Raw genomic sequence first — 22,295 nt, forward strand, 5'->3', positions numbered from 1 at the left:
GACTCACCGAATTACGACCCAGATCATCCTGTTCGTGGCGGCACTGTTGCTTTTTGCCCAGCACGTCTTCGCGCAGGAAGTCGTGCCCGAGTATGTGCTCGGCCCCGGCGACATCGTACGCATCACTGTTTTCCAGAACCCGGATCTCACCACCGAGGCTCGAGTGTCGGAATCCGACGTGATCACCTTTCCGTTGATCGGTAGCGTCAAGGTGGGAGGGCTCAGCGTGCCGGCCGCTGAGCGGGCCATTGCTCAGCAATTGCGCAGCGGGGGTTTTGTGCTGCAGCCACAGGTCAACATCCTGCCGCTGCAGATTCGCGGGAATCAGGTTGCAGTGCTCGGTCAGGTCAATCGCCCAGGGCGGTATCCACTTGAAACACTCGATACTCGCTTGTCTGACATGCTCGCCACTGCAGGCGGTATTTCGCAGACCGGTGCTGACGAAGTCGTCTTGGTCGGCGAGCGCGGTGGGCAGCCCCTGCGGGTCACTGTAAACATCCCCAAGACGTTCGCCCAAGGTGATTTCAGCAAAGACCTGAGACTCGAGGGCGGCGATCGAATTTACGTGCAGCGCGCACCTATGTTCTACATCTATGGCGAGGTGAATCGCCCAGGCGCATTCCGGCTAGAAGACGCTATGACCGTCATGCAGGGGCTCGCCACGGGGGGCGGCATCACGGCACGCGGAACTGAAAAAGGCATCCAGATTCACCGTCGGGACAGCGAAGGTAAGTTGCAGGTGATTCAACCGGGGCTTAGCAGCGCGCTCCAGGCCGATGATGTGATCTATGTGCGCGAAAGCCTGTTCTAAGGCAGCTAGGAGAGATCGCCAGTGAGCATTCAACAATTACTGCTTATCTTACGGGCCCGTATCTGGGTGGTCCTGATTACCTTTTCGATCGTCGTGGGAGCGGCTGTCGTACTCAGTCTCGTCCTGCCAAAGAAATACACTGCAACGACCTCGGTCGTTGTCGAGGCAAAGACAAACGATCCCCTCATGGGTGGGCTCTTACCCGCCCAGATGATTCCGGGCTACATGGCTACTCAAACTGACATCATTGAGTCTGACCGTGTAGCTCAGCGTGTTGTCTCGATGCTGAATCTGACGAAAGTTCAGTCCATTCAGGATGATTGGCGGTCGGAAACTGACGGGGTCGGTTCAATTACTGTATGGCTGGCGCGACTGCTGAAAGAGAGCTTGGATGTCGAGCCTTCGTTAGAGAGCAATGTCGTCCAGATTTCGTATTCTGGTGCTGATCCTCAGTTCTCAGCTGCGCTCGCAAATGCTTGGGCGCAAGCCTACATCGACACGAGCTTGGAGCTTAAAGTCGAACCCGCTAAGCAATACGCTAAATGGTTCGATATTCAAACGGATGAACTGCGCAAAAACCTGACTGAAGCTCAAAAGCGTTTATCTGATTACCAACAGGAACAAGGCATTGTCGCGACAGACGAGCGTTTAGATGTCGAGAGCGCTCGTCTTGCTGAGCTTTCGACTCAATTGTCAATGATTAAAGCGCAACGAGTTGATAGCGAGTCGCGTCAGGCTCAATCCAGAAACGCGGAGTCCATGCCTGAAGTGATGTCGAATGGGGTTATCCAGGGGTTGAAAGTAGACTTGGCTCGTCAGGAATCAATGCGTGATCAACTTGCCGCTCGTTACGGTGTTAACTATCCGGAGATTGCTCGGGTTGATGCCGATATTGCGTCTCTTAAACAGAAGATATCAAGTGAAATACAGCGCGTTGTTCGCTCCTTGGGTACAACGACTCGGGTAGACGTTCAGCGTGAATCCGAGATCCAGGCAGCGCTCGATGCGCAGAAAAAAAGAGTGCTAGCACTAAAGGCTGAACGAGACAAAATCAGTGTTTTGCTAAGAGACGTTGAGAATGCGCAGCACGCATATGACTTAGTCACACAACGGCTCGCTCAGACAAACCTCGAAAGTCAGACCCAGCACACAAACATTGTCGTGCTAACACCCGCCTCGCCCCCGCTTGAGCCTTCGAGTCCGAAGATTGTTCTCAATACCGTATTGGCTTCATTTCTCGGATTGCTGCTTGGAGTCGGGTTTGGATTTTTCTGGGAGATTCTTGATCCACGAGTGCGTGGGAGAAATGATCTGTCGCAAGTCGCCGGCCTGCCTGTGCTGGGCATTGTGCCTCCCGCTGTAAAGTCGCTTGCGGGCGCTTAATTCTCGATGCTGAAAAACCCGAAAATGATATCTTCAGGTGACACAATGAACGAGCTACGTGCGGACGATTTGAATAAATGTGGTTCGAACTCGGCGTCAAATACGATTGAGCAGTTGGCGCACAGACGATTTGGGCGCGAGAGATCAATTGGCGCGATTTTGGTGGACGCCGGAAAGATAAGGGCGGAGGACGCTGAACAAATTATTCGATTTCAGCAGCAGGAAAACCTTCGATTCGGGGATGCCGCGAAGAAGCTCGGATTCATAACAGACGCGGATATTGCTCAAGCCTTGGCGCGACAGTTTGATTATCCCTATCTCACGAAGGGCGAGAGCAGTGTATCCGCGGAAGTGATGGCAGCATATAACCCATTCGCAGCACCTGTTGAGGCGCTTCGCGCACTGAGAAGCCAGTTGATGATTCGCTGGTTCGATACAGACCAAGAGCGACGGACGTTAGCTATCACAAGTCCTGAGCGAGGGGAAGGTCGATCGTGGATAACGGCAAACCTGGGAGTCGTCTTTTCGCAACTTGGCGAGCGAACACTGATTGTGGATGCTGATCTGCGGCACCCGCGTCAGCACCTTCTGTTCGGCGTCGAGAATCGGTCAGGGCTGTCGTCAGCTTTGTCTGGACGGGAAGCAACTTCAGCCTTGCAACGTGTGCCTTCTCTGATGGATCTCTCCATTCTGCCTGCCGGCGCAGTGCCGCCTAATCCGCAAGAATTACTGTCCCGGCCGGCTTTCTCTGGCTTGCTCGAACAGCTAAGTAAGAATTTCGACGTGATTCTAATTGATACGCCAGCAAGTACTCAGTTTGCAGATGCTTACGCCGTTGCTGTTCGCGCGAGTGGAGCGCTTGTCGTTGCGCGTAAGAATGCAAGTCGCTTGGGGCTGCTTCGGAGCTTCGCTGATGCACTCAGACAATCGTCTGTCGAGGTTGTGGGAACGGTGCTGAACGAGCGGTAAACTCGGTGAGCATAAGAATATGATTTCAGTTGACGGCGTCACGATGAGAAATGGCGGCAACCGCTCGCGATATGAAGGGGGTGGTCTTTTTCCGTGGCTGCTCATTCTATTGGGTTTTGGCGCAACCTATTTACCTACGTTTATTGACCTTTCTCGTACCTTATGGAGTACGGATCAAAACGCACACGGCCCAATTGTCTTGGCTGTCGCTATTTGGTTCTTCTATTTCAAGGGGCGCTTAATTAGCGCAGATCCTGATGTCAAAATTTCGCCTGCACCACTGTTGGGGTGGCCCGTACTTTTGGTGGGCCTCTTGCTCTACGTCGTCGGTCGTTCTCAGGAATTTTATCTGTTTGAAGCGGGTTCATTAATTCCGGTTCTTGTCGGTGTCGTTCTACTGTTTTTCGGCACGCAAGTACTTAGACGTTTGTGGTTCGCATTCTTTTTCCTCTTTTTCATGGTGCCGTTGCCAGGTTCTGTCATCGATGCCATGACACAGCCAATGAAAGTCGCAGTCTCTTGGGGTTCGGAGCACCTTCTCTATGCGCTCGGCTATCCCATTGCTAGAAATGGAGTTGTCCTCATGGTTGGCCAGTATCAGTTGCTTGTCGCTGATGCTTGTGCTGGTCTGAATTCTCTCTTCACACTCGAGGCACTAGGTCTCTTGTATTTAAACGTTGTGCGCCATGAATCGATGAAGAGAAATGCCGTTCTGGCGGCCTTAATCGTTCCCATTAGTTTTACATCAAACGTAATTCGTGTGGTCACGCTGGCTTTGATCACCTATTACTTGGGGGATGAAGCAGGCCAAGGGTTCTTGCACGGTTTTTCGGGCATGGTCCTCTTTATTACAGCACTTCTTCTCATTATCGGGGTCGATAGCTTGCTACAAGTGATCATGGATTATCGGAAGCGGCGTCAAGCGTTAAATCAGTCGCGGGCTGCAACATGATGACGCTGCGCCTACCCAGTATTCCCCTGTGGCCCGCCGTATTCGTGGCTGTGGCGCTCATGTTGTCTGCAGCCATGTCATTTATCGCGACGCCGCAGAGCGTCGGGGTTATGAATGAACCAAGCCTTGAAGATGTCGTTCCGAAAGCATTTGCTGGCTGGACAGAGAAGCCTTCAACTGCAATGCAAGTGAGTCTCTCTACTGGCGATGGTACAAGCATGTATCAACCGTACGATCAGACGGTGATGCGCGTATACGAAAACGAAAAGGGAGAGACGGTCTTTCTTGCCTTGGCGTGGGGACGGGAGCAGCGTCAAGAGGTAAAGATTCACCGCCCCGACCTCTGTTACGTGGCGCAGGGCTTCAAAGTTGACAAGCTTGTGTCGCACGAATTTCAACCCATCTCGGCTACGTCACAAAGACAGATTCTCGGAAAACACATGCTAGCGCGGCATGGATCTACGTTTGAGGCAGTCAGCTACTGGATGCGAATTGGTTCGCTATTCAGTGAAAATGCGTTCGAAACCCGTATGCATATATTTGAACAAGGTTTCAAGGGTGAAATTCCCGATGGGATTCTCGTTCGCGCGTCGATGAGGGTGCGGGATCACGAATCTGCAGAAAGTGCGTTTCCCGTCCTCGATGAGTTCCTTCATGAGCTTGTTGAGGCGACACCTGAGAGTGCTCGGCGAATGTTGCTTGGCAACAGCTGAGCAATGCTATTGGTCGTACACAGAGCCGAGAGGTACGCATGCGGATCCTGAAGGTCAATAGCCTTTATTTTCCCTACGTTAGAGGTGGTGCCGAAGTTGTAGTGAAAACCCTCTCGGAAGGTTTGGTGGCCGCCGGCCACGATGTTGTCGTCGCATCGACCTGCGAGCCGGAAAAATATGAGCGCGATGTCGAGCTGATCGAAGGTGTTCAGTCGATCCGCTACCCAATCAAGAACCGCTACTGGATCTATGCGCCGGACAAGAAAGGGTTGCCTGACAGGCTCCTTTGGCATTCGGCTGACGCATTCAATAAAGATGCTGCGAACGATCTTCGGTCACTCGTTGAAGAAGTTCGCCCTGACATCGTCGTTTGCCACAACATTTCCGGGTGGTCGTCCAGTATTTGGCCCGCACTGGCTTCGATAAACGTACCTGTAGTGCAAGTGCTTCACGATTATTACAATTTATGCGTCAAAACCTCGCTGTTCAATGGTGAAAAAAGATGCGTGGGGCGATGCCTCCCGTGCCGATATTTTCGTCGTCGTCAAGAGGAGATGTCGAAAGACGTCAACGGCGTGATCGCGGTAAGTCAAGCTGTTCTTGATCGTCATTTCGACGCAGGGTTGTTTTCGTGCGCCCAGACCAAAGCCGTTATTTACAACTCGATTTCTCAAGCGCCTATTCCAGAGTCACACCAAAGGGGCTTCTGGGACGTGCGAAGGTTCGGATTTATTGGACGTTTAGCGCCAGAGAAAGGCGTTGAAGTGATGGTTGACGCGTTTAAAGAAATCGAAGCCCGCTTTCCGGAGGCTTGCCTCTGGATCGCTGGAGACGGGGATCCCACCTATGTCGAATCACTGATTTCGCGTTCTCAATCCGAAAACATTCGCTTTCTAGGTCGGGTTAAGGCGGAAACCTTCTACCAAGACATCGATGTTCTGATTGTTCCGTCTATCTGGGACGAACCATTCGGCCTTGTCGTGGCTGAGGCGGCGGCCTACGGCGTCCCTGTAGTCGCTCATCCAGTGGGTGGCATCCCGGAAATCATAAGCTCCGGTGTGGGTATCCTCGCGAGCGAACCCACCGTTGCTGCACTCGCGGATGCGCTCATGCGGTGTATGACTGAGCCAGAAACCCTCATCAGCGTTCGTACCCAACTGCCTGCCGTTGCGGAGCGTTTTGCGAACACGGAAGCGATGGTGATGCAACATGAAGAATTTTACCGGGAGATTCTGAATGGCCATCGCTAGTTTGGAGTATTCGGTAGTTGGAGGTGACCACCAACGGTTCCCTCCGGTAAATCCCCCGGCTGGCGGATACCTTTCGTTTGCGACAGTCTATTTCTATGGTTACATGGTCTCGGTCGCACTTGAAGGTGTTTTGCGGTTTTTGCTGTCAAAAGCGGGTGCGGAGTCGCTTTTTTATATTCGTGACGCCTTCGCGGCGGCTGTGTTTTTCGGTTTTATTTGGATAGATTTGCTGTCGACTGGGCGAGCCAAAAAACTCGAGTTGTTTTTAATTTGGTTTTGTGCGGTCTATTTTTTCTATTCATTATTGGTTGGGCGTGGCCTTTTTTCAGCTGTTTTTTCGATAAAGATGATGATCCCGGTTGTTCTCGGTATCTCGATTGGTCTTAGGTCCGATGGGCGGCATCTTTCCTATGGGCGCATTTACTCCCTTGTCTTCTGGGTTAGTGTGGCGGGAGTTTTTGCGAATCGATTGTATGGAACATTTCCGTGGCAAGGCTATGAGTATGAGTCAGCTTTCGGTGTGATCTCTTCCTCGCGCCTTTGGTGGATGGAAGGGGGCATATCTAGGTTGGCCGGGTTTGCGCGGAGCTCGGTACATGCCGCGGCCGTCATTGGCTGCTTCGGCGCACTGGCGCTAGCGCACAGCAAGACGCGTATCGGGTTCACGGTCGTTGCTACAGCTGCGCTGGGTGCGCTGGTCTTAACGACATCGAAAGGGATGTTGGCTGCGTTCACTTTGCTGGTGTTCTTTTGCGCGAGCGCCCTTTATTTTCGAAGGGCATTGGCGCTTAAGGTATTGTTGGTGGCCCTGCTGTTTGTTGCGATTATGCTTCCGGTGCTCTCGCTTGTCCTAGACCGTCAGGACCTTACCGACGCACCTAGGTTTTTAGGGTCGTTTGTTGCTCGGATGATTCATACTTGGCCAAACGCATTTGACGCATCTGACACTGTCTGGGAGGTGTTTTTTGGTTCTGGCTTCGGGGGAGTTGGGACTCCGATGCTAATGGGTGGCGATGCTTCCAGTTTTAATCCCGCTGATAATTTTTTAATGTATACATACGGGCTTTTTGGTCTGTTCGGTGTCTTAACCGTTTTGTCTGTTTTTATAAAAGCTTTGCTTTTGCGTGGGAATGATTTGGCGATTCCTATATTGGCTGTTCTCTGTGCATTTATTGGCTATGGAATAACAACAAATCACGTAGAGACCCCAATAGCTATGAGCATCTTTGGTTTGGTTGCTGGATATGTGCATTCTCGAAAGAGTTCAATGAGCGCTGATGGCGGAGTAGCCGTTCAGGCTACCCCTCGTGATCGAGGGAAATTCCTATGAAGATAATCTACGTTCTTGGGTCTGGCCGAAGCGGTTCCACCGTGCTGGAGCGCGTGATGGCAACGGCTGCCGATACTGTTGGTGTCGGTGAGTTTCATTGTTTCTGGCGTCGTCCAGCGCATGAACTTCTCTGTTCGTGCGGACAGACTTTTTCTCGATGCGAATTCTGGACAGAGGTCGTGCGGGCCTCTCGAATTTCAGAGGCAGACCTCGTCCGCTTACGCACTCTTGAGGATAGCGTGGTTCGCAACAAATTCTTGCTGCAGCAGAGGTTCTCTCTAGCTCGATTAACATCGAACCCGCAGGTCAAGGAATTTCTCGGGTATCAGGACGTCTTGTTGGACGCAGTGTGTGCAGTGTCGGGAAAGACTACGATTATCGACAGTTCCAAGGCCGGCCCGCGCGGTTGGATCATGGCTCTCGATGACCGTGTGAGTTTTGTCCATGTAACAAGACAGGCTCAAGACGTCTTTCCGTCGTGGATGCTCCCCAAGTGGGACAGGGTGCGTGAGGCGCCGATGAAGCAAATGTCGCTTGTCCACGCGGCCTTTGACTGGTGGCGTGTCGAACAGTCGGCGGCGATGCTACGCAAGCAGGTAGCGATACGTCATATCGATTATGCTCAGTTTGCTCACAGCCCTGAAGAGGCCTTGCTGGCGGCTCGAATCACGGGCCCCAATGGCTTGTTGGGTGAGATCCCCTGGCTCGACGGGTCGTCTGTCGAGAGCCCAACAGATTATCACTCGCTCAACGGAAATCCCGATCGGTATGATCGAGGCCCGATTCAGATTGCATTTCGAACACCTCGGCTGGAAAAACTGGGAAGGCTTGACCGCATTGGCGTGAGGCTTCTCGGTGGCCTATTGGACAAATTGTATCCATGAAGAAACCTAATTTCTTTCTGGTCGGTGCGCCCAAATCCGGCACGACTTCGCTGGCCAATTGGCTTGAGGAGCACCCTGAAGTCTGCTTCTCGAAGGTCAAGGAGCCAGATTACTTCAGTACTGATTTTGTGCATCGACATGGCGACTCCTTGAACCGCTATGAGAGCTATTTCGACCACGCAACTGATCGTCATATTGCCGTGGGGGAGGGGTCGACAGGGTACTTGCGGTCGTTTAACGCTGTCCCCAATATCCTTTCGTACAATAGTGCGGCGCGATTCATCGTTTGTCTGCGCAATCCAATGGAGATGGCCCCCTCCTGGCATGGTCAGATGTGCTATGTGGGCTATGAGAACGTTGACGACTTTTCGGCCGCCTGGCGCCTGAATGAAGCTCGTAGGTCGGGGCTTCAAGTTCCCGCATTGTGCCCGGATCCAAAGCACCTTTGTTACGACGATGTATGCAGGGTTGGATCGCAACTTGAGCGGCTTGCCGAGCGAGTCCCTTCGACCCAGCTTTTGGTGCTCTTTCAGGACGACCTCAGAGTTCGGCCAGCCGAAACCCTGAGGCGTGTTCTAGACTTCTTGGAGGTCGATTCCCGTTTTGACTGCAGCTTTACCAATGCCAACGAAGCGCGGCGTGTTCCGAAGTGGGTGTCACATGTCAGCCGCGTTGTTGTTGATTCCAAACGGCGACTCGGTATCACGGGCGGACTTGGACTGGTGAGCCTTCTCAATCGGAAGACGGCGCAGAAAGGCAAGTCGATGCCTTCTGCCGACTGTATGCGAGAAATGGCGGCCGTGTTCGCTAGCGAAATCGACAAAGTGGAGCATCTGACCGGTCGCGATCTTGCCGATTGGCGGACGGCAATGCAATGAGGCTCAGCGATGTTGGCGTCTGTGTGGACTGGGTTGCATGAGACGCGGCGAATTGCTTGGAAAGTTGGCCGTTGCGTTTGGCGCCCGGGTGATCGGTGCACTGACGGGCCTACTGATGACCGTGGTGGTGACGCGCGAGTTGCCCCAATCGATTGCTGGTCAGCTATTTCTCCTGCTGGCTGTCGTCAATCTGAGCGGCGCCTTGGCATGTTACGGCACTAATACAGGTGCATTGCGTTTTGTCGGGCGCTTTACGCAATCGAAACAGCCGCAGAAGTCTGACGACCTTCTGGTGTTTATCACACGGTTGTGCATGGCGTCGGGTGGTGCGCTCGGCCTTCTGATACTCACCGCGGACTATTTTGGCGTCTTGCCGTTTTCATTGGGTGTGGAGGGGTTCCAATCTGCTGTTGCAGTGTTTGTTGCCGTGCCTGCGTTAGCCGTGGCGCTTGTCCTGTCTCAGGCGCTGCTTGGTGTGGGGCGCCTGATGGGGTCCGTATTAACATCGTCATTCGCATTCCCCGCGTTTCTCATTCTGTGGGTGTGGCAGGGAACACTTGGAATTAGTGTGACCTCCGCCATTGCGGCGGGTGCATTCGCGGCTGTGGCCGTTGGTGTTGTCTCTTGGGGCCGGTTTCCGATTGTGCGAAATGCAAGTGCCGCCCAAGAGATCCGCGAGCTCTTGAGAACGTGCCCGTCGTTGTGGATTCTGGTTGCCTTGAACGCGGCCCAGCAGTGGGGTGGGCAGTTGCTCGTCGGGAGCCTTCTTTCGACTGAAGATGTAGCCGTATTTTCTGCCGCACTGCGGGTCACGATGGTCGTGAACTTTCTCCTCGTCGCAATGAACATGGTTGTTGCCCCCCGGTTTTCGGCTTTGCATTCGCGTGGTGACATCAACGGGCTGAAGCACCTGGCGCGCACTGTGACTTTTTTGCTTTTGCTGGCGACGCTGCCATTGGTGGTTTTGCTTGAAACTTTTTCCCACGAGGTCATGGGAATGTTTGGCGCCAAGTTTGGATCTGAAGGTGCCATCCTGAGGGTGCTTCTCATGGGGCAACTGGTGAATGCCGTCACTGGTCCAGTCGGGTTCCTGCTGACGATGAGCGGTCATGAGCGAGATGCCATGCGTGCTGCGTTTGTAGGTGTTGTCGCCGGATTCACTCTTGCGGTGATGCTGTCCTTTCAACTTGGCTTGACCGGAGTTTGTGCCGGTCTCAGCCTGGGTATCGCGATTCAGAATGTCCTGACGGCCTGGGCGGTTCGTCGTCGCCTCGGGTTCTGGTCGATGTTTGGTATCCCGGGCTTCCTCAGCAGGGCGTAGTCACAATGAGTCAAATCCCACTTGGTGTCGCTCTGAAGTACCTAACAAGCAATCGGTTTGCGGACCGTCTTTGGGTTCCCAGGTTGAGGTCCTCGGTCACCAGATCGGTGGGCGCCGTGTTGATCGTCGCGGGCCTGATGGGACTCATCGTCAGCCCTTCTGCAAATGCGGCCGACGGTCCTTTGCTCATCGGAGTAGGAACACATTTGGGGCAGGCAAAAACCGGGCCTCGAGACCTGACCCGATGGATGAGTGAGAGCGGTATCCGTGCCATCCGGGACGAATTCTACTGGGGGCATCTGGAGAAGCAAAAGAACAGCTTTACTTGGACCGGTAAGCCCCTTCAGGCAAAACTGGCCCTTGGCGCGATCGAGGCTGAGGTTGGAGATGTGGCACTGCTGACGGTACTGGGTTACGGAAATCCCTTGTACGGCGGTGGCCACCCCGAGCAGCCCGAGGCGGTTAGCGCATACACACGTTATGTGAGCTGGCTCCTGGGACAGTTGCCGCAAAAACGACGTTATTTCGAAATCTGGAATGAATGGAACACTGGCGGCGGACTGGTGAAACCCAAACGCAGTGGCAGGGCAGAAACCTACGTTGCACTGGCGCGTCAGACGTACGCGAAGATCAAGCGCTTGCGCCCAGACGCAACTGTGCTTGTCGGAGCGCTAGGTCATGACGGTCAAAACTGGCCGTGGCTCCAGGAGGCGATACGTTCCGGCATGCTAGAGGCTGGCGACGCACTCTCCGTCCATCTTTACAATCACTGCGAACGACAGCGCGTTGGGGCAGATGATCTGATTGGCCGACTGGATAAATTGCGCGCCATTCTGATCGACGCTGGACGCGAAAACATGGGGGTCTACGTCACCGAGGTGGGGTGGCCCACCTATGAGGGGCGGTGTGGCGTTGGCGAACGTGCAGCGGCCGAATACACCTTGAGATTCCTCCTTGAGGCCAGTGCGCGTGAGTGGGTCAAGGGCGTATGGGTCTACGAATTCATGGACACGCCCCGGCGTGATGACAGCATTCAGGCGCACTTTGGCCTGCTGCGAACGACGGGGGAAGAAAAGCCATCTTCATGTGCCGTCAGGGCTTTCAATCAAGTGATCTCAGATCGCCCGATTCGAGTTCTGACCAGGAAGGGCCTCAGTGCCTACCTGTTCAAAAAGCGCAGTGGTGAGCATCTGATCTTTCTCTTCGGCAACGAGCAGGCCGCGAGGTCGAGCGTGCGCGTGATGAATGCCGGCACGGCTGAATTGCTCGATCCCTGCCGGTTGGCTTCCTCAGCACGTGTGGCACGCGTTGCGGGGCATGTTGAGGTGAACTTCGAAGGCGGCATGCCAATTGTATTGAACCTGCCGGATCATCTCCGACCAGAAGACATTTCGCTTGATTTTGACTGATCAACGACAGCCGCCCATTCAGACACAACTCTGTTTTTACGGTAATCCGGATGACACCGATATACATCAATGGCCGATTCCTTGGGCGTCGGCCTACGGGAGTGGATCGTTTTGCCCATGAAATACTGCGAGCCATGGACGACGCGCTCGGGCGATCGGCAGTTCAACTTCCGACCGACGTCACGATCCTAGTTCCTTCAGGCGCCGATGCAAGCTTTCAACATCTTCGTGTTGAAACGGTAGGCCATCGAAATGGCTTGCTTTGGGAGCAAATAGACCTCCCGTGGCGAGCAAGGGACGGGGTCGTTCTGAATCTATGTAATGTGGGCCCGATATGCGCACGTCGGCAAGTGACGATCATTCACGATGCTGCAACAGTGCGCACCCCCGTTTCCTACAGTCGAGTCTTTCGCATGTGGTATGGCGTGCTGATTCCTTTTCTCGTGCGACGATCCATGGCAGTCGGGACCGTTTCTGAATTCTCCCGACAGGAGCTTGCCAAGGTGTACGGCGTTCGCGATGCGTTCATCGTGGGCGAGGGCGGCGATCACATGGATCGAATTGAATCGGATCGTACGGTCCTGGAGCGCCACGACTTGACCCGTCGCCCCTTTGTGCTTGCCGTCAGCAGCATGGCGCCACACAAGAACTTCGGTCTGATCTCACGGGCAATGGCGCGCTTATCTTCGTCGGGATTCGATCTTGTTGTGGTTGGCGGAAGTAACCCCAAGATCTTCGCCGGAATGGAACAGGAGCTCCCCGATAGCGTCAAGTATCTCGGATATGTGAGCGACGCTGAACTGAAGGCTCTCTATGAGACCGCAGCCTATTTCGTCTTTCCCTCTACGTACGAGGGTTTCGGCATTCCGCCCCTTGAGGCGATGGCCTGTGGCTGTGCGGTGCTGGCCTCAAATGCCGCATCCATTCCGGAGGTGTGCGGTAACGCGGCCGCTTATTTTGACCCCAACGACCCGGACGGATTGGCGGCATTGCTCGAACGGGCAATCGGCGACGATAGCTTTCGGCGCGATCTTCAGACGAAGGGGCGGGAACGCTCCCTGGCTTTTCACTGGGAGTGTGGCGCACGTGCGCTGAGCGAACAGCTAACAACAATAGTCGCCAATCAGACGGCGTGAGAACCGAACAATGAAAGTAGCAATCATTCACGACTGGCTCACTGTTTACGCGGGAGCCGAGCGTGTTCTCGAGCAATTGATCCAGATCTGGCCTGATGCCGATCTTTTTTCGGTCGTTGACTTCGTGCCTGAGGCAGAACGCGGGTTTCTGCAAGGCAAGCGCGCCAAGACCACATTCATCCAGCGCATGCCGCTTGCACGGACAAAGTATCGAAACTACCTGCCGCTGATGCCCATCGCGATTGAGCAGCTGGATCTCTCAGCCTATGAACTCGTGGTTTCGAGCTCGCACGCAGTCGCAAAAGGTGTCATCACTGGCCCTGATCAGGTGCACGTCAGCTACGTTCATTCACCTATGCGATACGCGTGGGACCTGCAGCACCAATACCTGAAAGAAGCGCGTCTCGATCAAGGCGTCAAGAGCGTAGTGGCGCGTTCGATGCTGCATTACATGCGGCTTTGGGATCTGAGAACTTCAAATGGCGTGGACCAGTTTGTCGCCAATTCATCGTTCATCGCGCGGCGTATCGCAAAAGCATATCGTCGCGATGCTGTCGTTGTGTACCCGCCGGTCAGTGTCGAGCGACTGGAGTGGACCGATCAGAAAGAGGATTTCTACGTAACCGCTTCAAGGATGGTGCCGTACAAAAAAATTCCGATGATCGTTGAAGCGTTCTCCCGTATGCGTGACAAAAAACTTGTGGTCATTGGGGACGGCCCGGAACTCGCGCGCGTGAGGGAGTTGGCGACACCCAACGTGTCGGTGCTCGGTTTTCAGCCGACCGAGGTCCTCGTCGATTACATCAAGCGGGCGCGAGCCTTCGTGTTCGCCGCTGAGGAAGACTTCGGCATTGCACCGGTTGAGGCACAGGCATGCGGTACGCCGGTGATCGCGTACGGGAAAGGTGGCGTTCTGGAATCTATTGTAGGCGTTGGTGACGGCGCAAGAACTGGCTTGTTCTACCCTTCCCAGACGCCCGAGGCGGTTGTGGAAGCAGTGAAGGCATTCGAGAAACCAGGGTTTGATATTTCGTCCAAAGCGTGCAGGGAAAATTCCCTGAGATTTTCCGAAACCTCGTTTAGGCGGACGCTTAGTGATATAGCCGCATTGGCGATTCAGGAAAAACTACAGCCGGTAGCTCGAAATGGCTTTTGAGTGTGCGCAAATAAATATGAGGTGCCGAATGAAAGGTGTGAGTCAACCTAATTGTGCAGAAGTATGAATTCGTCTCACCGGCTGCATAGTATTGAGGTGCTGAGGGGGGTCGCGGCGATGCTTGTGGTATGGCAGCATAGCTCTGAGATGCTGGCTCGAATACCTGAGGTGGCTGCGCGTGGGGCAGCATTTGCTGCATTTGCGTGGAATTTTGACTTCGGACGAATAGGGGTTGTTTGTTTCTTTTTGATATCTGGCTTTGTTATTCCTTACAGTTTTCCATCCGGTGCGGCTGCTGTAAAGAGCTTCGCGATCCGAAGATTTTTTCGTCTTTTTCCGGCCTATTGGTTGTCAATCTTGGCGGCAATCTTTGTTTACCGAATTTGTGAAGGTAAGGAGTTCTCATTAGTCGAGGTGCTTGCCAATCTCACTATGATTCAAGGTTTTTTGGGGGTTGGGCACATACAGGGCTTGTATTGGACGCTTCAGGTTGAGCTGGTTTTTTATGCGCTTTGTGTAATTTTATTTCGATGTGGGCTTTTGTGGCGGCTTTCTATCCAGATTAGTATGTGCGTTCTACTGTTGGTAACCTTTTTTCTTGTGTCTGTTCTCGATAAATATTCGGTTCTGGGGTTTTCGCTAAGTCAGGAGATGAGGTATCTGCCATATGTTCTTGCGATCATGTATTCAGGTACTGTCTTGCGCCAATACTTCTTCCCACGAGAAGGAGTGGCTAAGTTCTGGGGTTTGTCTGGAGTTGTGCTGGTTTTTTCTATTCCTGTTTTGGTTTTCGTTTTATCGATTTTTGGCCTAAATTTTGTGGAGCATCCGGGGCGCTTCTTTTTCGGGCATCTATTTGGATTGGTAATATTTGTCGGTGGGTTTTACGTCCTCCGGATTGAAAGTAGAATTTTGTTGTGGCTCGGAGCGATAAGCTACTCTCTTTACCTCTTTCACCCAATTGTTATGAAAATGGTCGGGCTGTGGGTTGATAAAGCATTGAGCGTGGGTGTTGAGGCGACGCACATGGGGGTCTTGATTTGCTTTATTTCACTTCTGACTATGGGTGTCGCCTCTTTGGTTTATCGGTTTGTTGAGATGCCTTCGATTGCACTCGGTAGACATTTGAGTCGCGGCCAAGGAACGCACGTCGTTTGAGAGATTTTCTTTTCATGTGCTCTATGGGTGTCGGTCCGATGCCGTAAATATGGTCTTAGCCGCGCGGAACAATTAAGTGTGATAATAGACAATAACGTGATTGAGGATCGGATGCGTTCATTGTAGGAAGCGTAAATAAACGGGTCCTGCGGCCTCGCTTAATTCAACTCTGCTCGTAACCCCGTCGGGGTTGGCAGATATGTTGACGTTACTGGTTCCGTACATGTCGGTGATGCTCTCAAGCCGCGCATCCGGGAAGGAAAGTGTCAGATCACCGTCCGTTCGGGTGTTCCACACAATCCATGTGCGGCCCGTCTCATCCTGGAGCCCCATGACGTGAACGCCCGCCGGGGCGTTTGTTGCCAGGCCGATGAATTCTTGATCGGCTGCAGCAGACACAAGATGTGCGAGTGCGTCCGCGCCCGGCTTGTTTTGAAGAAACTCGTTCAGCAGGCCGAAATGATGTTGGTGATCAGCTACGTCGGCGCCCTTGTTGACCAGGTTGTACCAGATCGACATCGGGATATTGGATGCCCAGTTGGAGAGGGTGCCTCGCGCGAGCATGACCGCCTGCCGGTGTTCAAAGGCGTCCTGATCGCTCTGGGTGTCGATGCGGTTGGTGGAATAGCCCCATTCGGTAAGCCACATGGGCAGCGTGCGTCCAGCGAGGGTCTTGATCACCCAGTTTGCGGTGATCCATTGGTCAATGATGGTTTCGGGCGCTTCGTCGCGATATCCGTGTATTGCAACTGCGTCTGCATTTTGCGCTGCGCCCGCCATGAGCATGGTCTCCATGTAGGGCCAGTTGAACCCGGCCAGGCCTCCTGTGGAGACCTTGGCGGCGGGATTGCCCTGGTGCACACCGTCGATCGCGGCTCTGCAGAGACTTGCGTAGGCTTGTGGGTCGGGCGTAGACCCCCAGAACACCTCGGTGTCGGGTTCGTTCCACACCTCGAAGGATACCGACCGCCCCGCGAAATATTGCGCGGCGGCTTTTGCGTACGCTGCGAAAGCGGCCCGGCCGGCGGCGGTGCGAACATCGTGATCGGGATGACCGTAGTCGAGGATGAAGAGCATGCCCATCCCCTGTGCTTCAGCTTCGGTGACCAAGGGTTCGAAACGTTTGAAGTCATAGACTCCATTGCGCTCGACGTCGGTCCAGTACAAGTCGCTTCGGATGAGCTGTATGCCGTGTTGAGCGGCAATGGCGACCGGCGCAAGACCGGCGCTGAGGTGATGCGCGACACCCAAGCGATTGCCCAGTTTTCGCGCTGACGGCGGCACTTGTGTCAGCGCGTTGGTATCGGGGTCGAGCGAAAAAGTGACGTTTGTGCTCGCCCAGACGCTCAAGTCGTCAAAGTTTGCAGTGCCGCTGCAGGGTAGCCCCACGATGTTCTGGACGATCAGCTGGATGGCCTCGATACTGCCATGCGCTTTTCCGTCAGCTCGTCCGCCCCAAAAGCTGTCGGGTCGGGATACGGCGACCCGAGTATGGAACCAGGCGGTGGCATCGCTGCCTTCCAGAGGACGCCACAAGCGGTACTGAAGGGACTGCCCCTCTTCATCGACGAGCCGCAGATGGAGTTGAACGCAAGCGAGCGCTTTTGCGCTGATGGACAGCGCCGCTGGAACTTCAATCGGTTTTGGCAGCTGAAGCCATGCGCCAACATAGCCACACGAGACGCCAACGCAGTTAAAGGCGTAATTCACAGCGAGGCTGCTGTTCGATGCGTTGCCGGCGCCGAGTGCTACTGAGCCCGATGCGCCACTGTCACCGCCCGCGACTCCGTACCACGGACCGGTATTCAGGCGGTCGTCAAAGTTGTCAATCGTTGCGTGTCCCGTGCTGAGCGCGGCGACGCGCACCACGGGTTCATCTGCCATCCCGATCTGGTCGATGAACGCGCTGCCTTCAAGCGTACCCGCATGGCGCGCCCAGACGACAATCGAGACCGCGACGATGTTGCCGGATATCTGCCCGGTGGCTGCGCCGCCCCAATACGTATCTGGCTTGGCCAGCGCCACGGTACTCTTGTACCAACTGTTTGGGTTGTACGCCGCAATCGGTTTGACTGTCTCGTACTGGAGCGTCTGGCCGGTTTCGTCTGTGACGCGAACGCGCAACTGCGTTTCCTTTGAGACGCGGGCCCAGAAGGAAAGCGCACCCTTGGGGGGAAGGGGTTCGGGCAGCGCCAACGTGCTAACGATGCTTGGCATGCATTCCGCACTGCTCGCACAGGTGGCGTTATAAGTGACCAGCATTGAGCGCGCGGTGTTGTAGCCTGCGCCCGTGCCCAAGGAGGCATCGACCGATCCCACGAGTGACTCGATTTCCCAAGGAGCATGCGTTGGGCGCGTATCGAAATCGTCGAAGGCGAGGCGGCCGTCATCAAGATTGAACGCGATGGATACGGGGGCGTCTTTGGTCATTGTCACGGTATCAATGTCAACCGCGCCGGAGGTCGACTGGCTATTGCGACTTCGAACGACGATCCACATTTCGGATATGCCACCTTGCGGGACGCCTGTGTTGACCCCACCCCAGTGGTCCGTTGGACGGCTCATATCGGCGGTGGCTAGGTACCACGTGGAGGGGGTGTAGCCGTCGAGGGGGCGGCGCAGAGCGTACTGCAACATCTGTCCAGATACGTCCAGGAGGCGCAGTTGCAGTTCGACATCCGTCGGTGCCTTCACCCGGATGGCGACACCCCCGGGCAGCGCCGTCGGTGTCGGTAACGCAAGAACGGAGGCTGCGGCGGAGCTGCAGGGCGCTGCGGTTGGCGCGCAGTTCAGCGCGTAATTCATCCTCAGACCACGTGTACTCTCATGTCCCGGGGAGGTGTCCAAGTGAGCATTTGCCGAGCCGGCGCTCGCTGTCCATGTGGCCCAAGGCAACGGCGTGATGCGACGGTCGAAGTCGTCGATGATGACATCGGAGGTTATTGGCGAGGCGGTCTCAGCGCTTGGAATACTTGCGACAAGTTCAATATCGTCGATGTGAACGAATCCTGATACCGTAGCTGTATCGTCGCCTTCAACCATCATCCACACTTCGGTAATGCTCCCATGGATGACGCCATCTGCCGCCCCTCCCCAATGACTTGCCGGTTTGGAAAGATCGACTTCGGCTTGGTACCAGACGGCGGGGTTGTAGGCTTCGATCGGCTTTGCCACGGCGTACTGGAATATTTGCCCTGTCGAATCCACTACCCTGAGCTTCAATCGAGCGTCGATCGACGACCGAGTCATGAAGCGTACGCCTGCTCCCGCTGGCAAGGGTACCGGCAGCTTGATCGTTGCGGCTGCAGCAGGCACGCAGTTGCCACCCGAGCCGGAGCAAGAGAACGTGTAGTTGAGCGCGAGTCCTTTTGCGCTTGAGTATCCGGGTGCTCCCTGGACCCAGGCAGAGGCTGTCAAACTCGAGCGGACCCAGATCTTCCAGGGCAAGATGGTTGAGCGATTCTCGAAATCGTCGACGATCGAGTCGAAGGCCGTGGTGCCGCTAACCCGGCTGGAGGTTTCAGAGACCATGGATACATTGTCAATGACGAGAAAGCCCGATCCGGCTGGGGAGGCTGTCGACTCGACAATGAAAAAGATTGATTTGATGTTGCCCTGAAACAGTCCGTTGTTCGCGCCACCGAAGTAGGAGTCAAAGTTGTTAATGGCGACACTAGCTGTAAACCAGGTGTTCGGATCGTAGGCCGCCAGAGGGCGCGCAACTCTATATTGAAAAACCTGATCGCTCTCGTCTTGAATTCGCACGATCAAGTTTGCCTCTGGAGAGAGTCTCGCGACGAACGTGATTGCTGCGAGCGGCGTAACTACTGTCTCTGGCAGATATCTGAGACCGGCAAATTGTTTGCAGGCTGCACTTTTCTGCGAGCAAGTAAAGTTGTAGTCCAGCTTGAGTGCGTTTCCCCCGAGAGCATCCGGAGCCAAAGCGGTGCTTGCTGTGACTCCTGTCTCGACGCTACGCCATGTTTGCCAAGGTGAAATAGATTGACTGGTATCGAAATTACCCAGCAAAACCTCAGCGTGAAGCGCGCCGTTCGCGAGCGCGAGACAGATGAGGGCCGCTGATAGAAGGATGCCCCGCAGCGTAGACCACGCAGAGCGTCGTTCCGCTTGTTTTCCGGCGCGTGTTGCCATATCGCTGAGTAGCATTCTAGAGAGTTGAAAATTTGTCATTGCAAAAACCGTCGATTCTGGCGCCTTGAACGCATGACGTCCGGGCCGTTTCGTGTCCACTTGTGTTCGCCGCCGACAGGGAGGGAACTGGTTGTTGCAACGGTCTTGGGGTCGCATGCTTTACGCTATCCGGGCGAACGGCGCGTTCAGCCTTACGTACGGTTGATAAAGAGCGGACACTCTGCTATGGCAACCATTTCCACGTGAATCGCCCACGGTTTCCTAGACACCTTTGTGCCTCAGATGGATTGTCCCGACCATCGGCAGCACTTTCGGCGGCTGGGCTGTTCTGCCGGAGATGAGGCGTCAATTGATAACTCGTGATTTGCAATATGTGCGGCCGGACACCCTTGGCGCTTACGGTGTCCGTCAGGCGAATGACGTATCAGTTGTGATATCGTTGTGCCGCTGCAGTGCACAATGACATGGGCGTTTCGTAATCGACACATCAGCATCGAAAGGAAAACATGGCTAAAGGAATGATTCTCGCTGCGGGCAAGGGCACACGTGTCCGCCCGTTGACTTCGCAACTGCCCAAACCCATGGTGCCGATTCTGGGTAAGCCGGTGATGGAGTACCTCATTGAGCATCTCGCGCGTTACGGGATCAAGGACATCATGGTCAACGTGGCTTTCAATCACTGGAAGATTGAAAATTACTTTGGTGATGGCCGACGTTGGGGCGTGAACATTGGCTACTCCTTCGAGGGGCAGCGTGACCATGGTGAGATCGTCTCGAAGGCGGTCGGCTCGGCTGGAGCGTTGCGCAAGATTCAGGATTTTGGCGGGTTTTTCGACGACACGACGCTGGTCATGTGCGGCGATGCGGTGGTCGATCTGGACATCGGGGCAGCCCTGCACGAACACAAGACCAAAGGCGCCAAGGCGAGCGTGGTCACGCTCGATGTGCCGCGCGAGCAGGTCGTCAACTATGGCGTGGTGGTCACCGACAACGATGACCGTGTCACGTCCTTCCAGGAGAAGCCTCAACCGGATGAGGCCCTGTCGACGCTCGCCAGTACGGGGATTTACATTCTCGAGCCCGAAGTGATCGACATGGTGCCTCCAGACACCGAATATGACATTGGTTCTGAGTTGTTCCCCAAGCTGGTCGAAGAGGGCGTGCCCTTCTTTGCGCAAAGCCGTTTCTTCAACTGGATCGATATCGGTCGCCTCTCGGACTACTGGGAGGTCTCCCAGCGCGTGTTGCGCGGCGAGGTGGCTCAGATGGATATGCCTGGGAAGGAAGTGAAACCGGGCGTCTGGGTGGGGCTCAACACATCAATTGCCTGGGACAGTGTGCAGATTGTCGGGCCTGTTTTTGTGGGGTCGGGCGTCCGTATTGAACCGGGGGTGTCTATCATCGGGCCAACCTGGATTGGGCATGGTTCTCACGTGAGGGCCGGTTCGCGCGTTGAGCGATGCATTCTTCAGGAGTACACGCGTGTGGGCGAGGGGCAGCGTTTCTCGGAGTTGATCGTGTCGCCCAAGTTCTGCGTGGATCGCTCCGGTGTCGCCCACTATCTGGGTGAGGACGATTGTCCGTACCGCTGGGGGGATGCTCGCGGGTAAACTGAGCCTGCGGCTGAAACAAGGTCGGCTATGCCGGCCTTTTTCTTTGAACGGGGGTGGTGTCGAGTTGGTAAAATCCCGCGGGCAGCAATAAATGACTAAAAGAAGGGCGCTTGCGTGATTCTCGTGACCGGTGGTGCCGGCTTCATCGGAGCCAATTTTGTCCTCGACTGGATCGCTGAAACGGGCGAGCCGGTGGTCAACCTCGATAAATTGACTTATGCCGGTAACCTCGAGACGCTCAAGTCGCTCGCGGGTGATGGGCGCCATATCTTCGTGCAGGGTGACATCTGCGATCGAGCGCTCGTCGATCAATTGCTCGCTACGCATCAGCCCCGCGCCATTGTCCATTTCGCAGCCGAGAGCCATGTGGATCGATCCATACATGGCCCGGGCGAATTCGTGCGGACCAATGTGGAAGGCACGTTCACCCTGCTAGAGGCGGCGCGGGCCTACTGGGGGGGGCTTGACGAGGCTGCAAAGGCGGATTTCCGTTTCCTGCATGTGAGCACCGACGAGGTCTATGGTTCCTTGGCCGCCGAGGCGCCTGCCTTCACGGAGACGCATCCGTACGAACCCAACAGCCCGTATTCAGCAAGCAAAGCGGCCAGCGACCATCTGGTGCGCGCCTGGCACCACACCTATGGTCTGCCGGTGCTCACCACCAATTGCTCGAACAACTATGGTCCATATCAGTTTCCGGAGAAGCTGATTCCGCTCATGATCGTCAATGCTTTGGCCGGAAAGACGCTTCCTATCTACGGCGATGGCATGAACGTGCGCGACTGGCTGTACGTCAAAGATCATTGCAGTGCCATTCGGGCTGTCCTGGCCGACGGTCGCCTCGGCGAGACCTACAACGTCGGCGGCTGGAACGAGATGCCCAATCTGGACATCGTGAAGACGATTTGCGCGATTCTCGATGACATGCGTCCTGGCGCGGCCAGCTACGCTGAACAGATCACGTACGTGAAGGATCGCCCGGGGCACGACCGTCGCTACGCGATTGATGCGCGCAAGATTGAGTGTGAGCTGGGCTGGAAACCGGCAGAGACATTCGAGACCGGTATTCGCAAGACGGTGCAGTGGTTTCTCGACAACGAAACGTGGATTGCCAACGTCCAGAGCGGTGCCTACCGTGACTGGGTTTCCACGAACTACGCTGATCGATAAGGGAGCACGG

Annotated in this window: 17 protein-coding genes; 16 read left to right on the forward strand and 1 reads right to left on the reverse strand. The window is 55.0% G+C overall.

What is annotated here, in order from left to right:
- Positions 1-34 precede the first annotated feature (34 nt).
- From epsE to J0W34_RS04025, 14 genes are all read left to right on the forward strand, one after another.
- Positions 35-811 carry a polysaccharide export protein EpsE gene (gene epsE / locus J0W34_RS03960; protein WP_230970767.1) on the forward strand — a complete coding sequence of 259 codons (777 nt, stop codon included), beginning with the start codon at positions 35-37 and terminating at the stop codon, positions 809-811.
- A 21-nt stretch (positions 812-832) separates the two neighbouring features.
- The gene (gene epsF / locus J0W34_RS03965; RefSeq protein ID WP_230970768.1) at positions 833-2,194 is read left to right on the forward strand and encodes a chain length determinant protein EpsF; all 1,362 of its coding nucleotides are present in this window, start codon (positions 833-835) and stop codon (positions 2,192-2,194) included.
- A 45-nt stretch (positions 2,195-2,239) separates the two neighbouring features.
- A complete protein-coding gene (gene epsG, locus J0W34_RS03970; protein ID WP_230970769.1) occupies positions 2,240-3,163 on the forward strand; it encodes a chain length determinant protein tyrosine kinase EpsG in 924 nt (307 codons plus the stop codon).
- Between the two features lie 19 nt (positions 3,164-3,182).
- The gene (gene xrtB / locus J0W34_RS03975; RefSeq protein ID WP_230970770.1) at positions 3,183-4,115 is read left to right on the forward strand and encodes an exosortase B; all 933 of its coding nucleotides are present in this window, start codon (positions 3,183-3,185) and stop codon (positions 4,113-4,115) included.
- Positions 4,112-4,828, forward strand: coding sequence for an exosortase C-terminal domain/associated protein EpsI (locus J0W34_RS03980; protein ID WP_230970771.1), 717 nt, complete (start codon positions 4,112-4,114; stop codon positions 4,826-4,828). Before xrtB ends, J0W34_RS03980 begins: the two co-directional genes overlap by 4 nt.
- A gap of 38 nt (positions 4,829-4,866) precedes the next feature.
- Positions 4,867-6,078, forward strand: coding sequence for a glycosyltransferase family 4 protein (locus J0W34_RS03985; RefSeq protein WP_230970772.1), 1,212 nt, complete (start codon positions 4,867-4,869; stop codon positions 6,076-6,078).
- On the forward strand, positions 6,065-7,408 hold the full coding sequence (locus tag J0W34_RS03990; protein ID WP_230970773.1) for a hypothetical protein: 1,344 nt from the start codon (positions 6,065-6,067) through the stop codon (positions 7,406-7,408). Before J0W34_RS03985 ends, J0W34_RS03990 begins: the two co-directional genes overlap by 14 nt.
- On the forward strand, positions 7,405-8,292 hold the full coding sequence (locus J0W34_RS03995) for a hypothetical protein (RefSeq protein ID WP_230970774.1): 888 nt from the start codon (positions 7,405-7,407) through the stop codon (positions 8,290-8,292). The genes J0W34_RS03990 and J0W34_RS03995 overlap by 4 nt, the downstream gene beginning before the upstream one ends.
- Complete coding sequence (locus J0W34_RS04000; protein ID WP_230970775.1) at positions 8,289-9,170, forward strand: sulfotransferase domain-containing protein; 882 nt, start codon at positions 8,289-8,291, stop codon at positions 9,168-9,170. Before J0W34_RS03995 ends, J0W34_RS04000 begins: the two co-directional genes overlap by 4 nt.
- A gap of 37 nt (positions 9,171-9,207) precedes the next feature.
- The gene (locus J0W34_RS04005; protein ID WP_230970776.1) at positions 9,208-10,491 is read left to right on the forward strand and encodes a lipopolysaccharide biosynthesis protein; all 1,284 of its coding nucleotides are present in this window, start codon (positions 9,208-9,210) and stop codon (positions 10,489-10,491) included.
- Between the two features lie 116 nt (positions 10,492-10,607).
- Positions 10,608-11,900 (forward strand): hypothetical protein, encoded by a 1,293-nt coding sequence (locus tag J0W34_RS04010; RefSeq protein WP_230970777.1) that lies wholly within the window; start codon positions 10,608-10,610, stop codon positions 11,898-11,900.
- Positions 11,901-12,250: 350 nt separating this feature from the next.
- Positions 12,251-13,036, forward strand: coding sequence for a glycosyltransferase family 4 protein (locus J0W34_RS04015; protein WP_230970778.1), 786 nt, complete (start codon positions 12,251-12,253; stop codon positions 13,034-13,036).
- Between the two features lie 10 nt (positions 13,037-13,046).
- Complete coding sequence (locus tag J0W34_RS04020) at positions 13,047-14,192, forward strand: glycosyltransferase family 4 protein (protein WP_230970779.1); 1,146 nt, start codon at positions 13,047-13,049, stop codon at positions 14,190-14,192.
- 63 nt (positions 14,193-14,255) lie between these two features.
- Positions 14,256-15,350 (forward strand): acyltransferase family protein, encoded by a 1,095-nt coding sequence (locus J0W34_RS04025; RefSeq protein ID WP_230970780.1) that lies wholly within the window; start codon positions 14,256-14,258, stop codon positions 15,348-15,350.
- A 117-nt stretch (positions 15,351-15,467) separates the two neighbouring features.
- Here J0W34_RS04025 and J0W34_RS04030 read toward each other — a convergent pair whose 3' ends face one another.
- Positions 15,468-19,601 carry a glycoside hydrolase family protein gene (locus J0W34_RS04030; protein ID WP_230970781.1) on the reverse strand — a complete coding sequence of 1,378 codons (4,134 nt, stop codon included), beginning with the start codon at positions 19,599-19,601 and terminating at the stop codon, positions 15,468-15,470.
- Positions 19,602-20,008: 407 nt separating this feature from the next.
- Here J0W34_RS04030 and J0W34_RS04035 point away from each other — a divergent pair, with 407 nt between their 5' ends.
- Positions 20,009-21,112: a sugar phosphate nucleotidyltransferase gene (locus tag J0W34_RS04035; protein WP_230970782.1), complete on the forward strand. Its 1,104-nt coding sequence runs from the start codon at positions 20,009-20,011 to the stop codon at positions 21,110-21,112.
- Between the two features lie 117 nt (positions 21,113-21,229).
- Positions 21,230-22,285 carry a dTDP-glucose 4,6-dehydratase gene (gene rfbB, locus J0W34_RS04040; protein WP_230970783.1) on the forward strand — a complete coding sequence of 352 codons (1,056 nt, stop codon included), beginning with the start codon at positions 21,230-21,232 and terminating at the stop codon, positions 22,283-22,285.
- Positions 22,286-22,295: the final 10 nt, after the last annotated feature.

This window comes from Nitrogeniibacter aestuarii, assembly GCF_017309585.1.
GTDB classification, from domain to species: Bacteria; Pseudomonadota; Gammaproteobacteria; order Burkholderiales; family Rhodocyclaceae; genus Nitrogeniibacter; species Nitrogeniibacter aestuarii.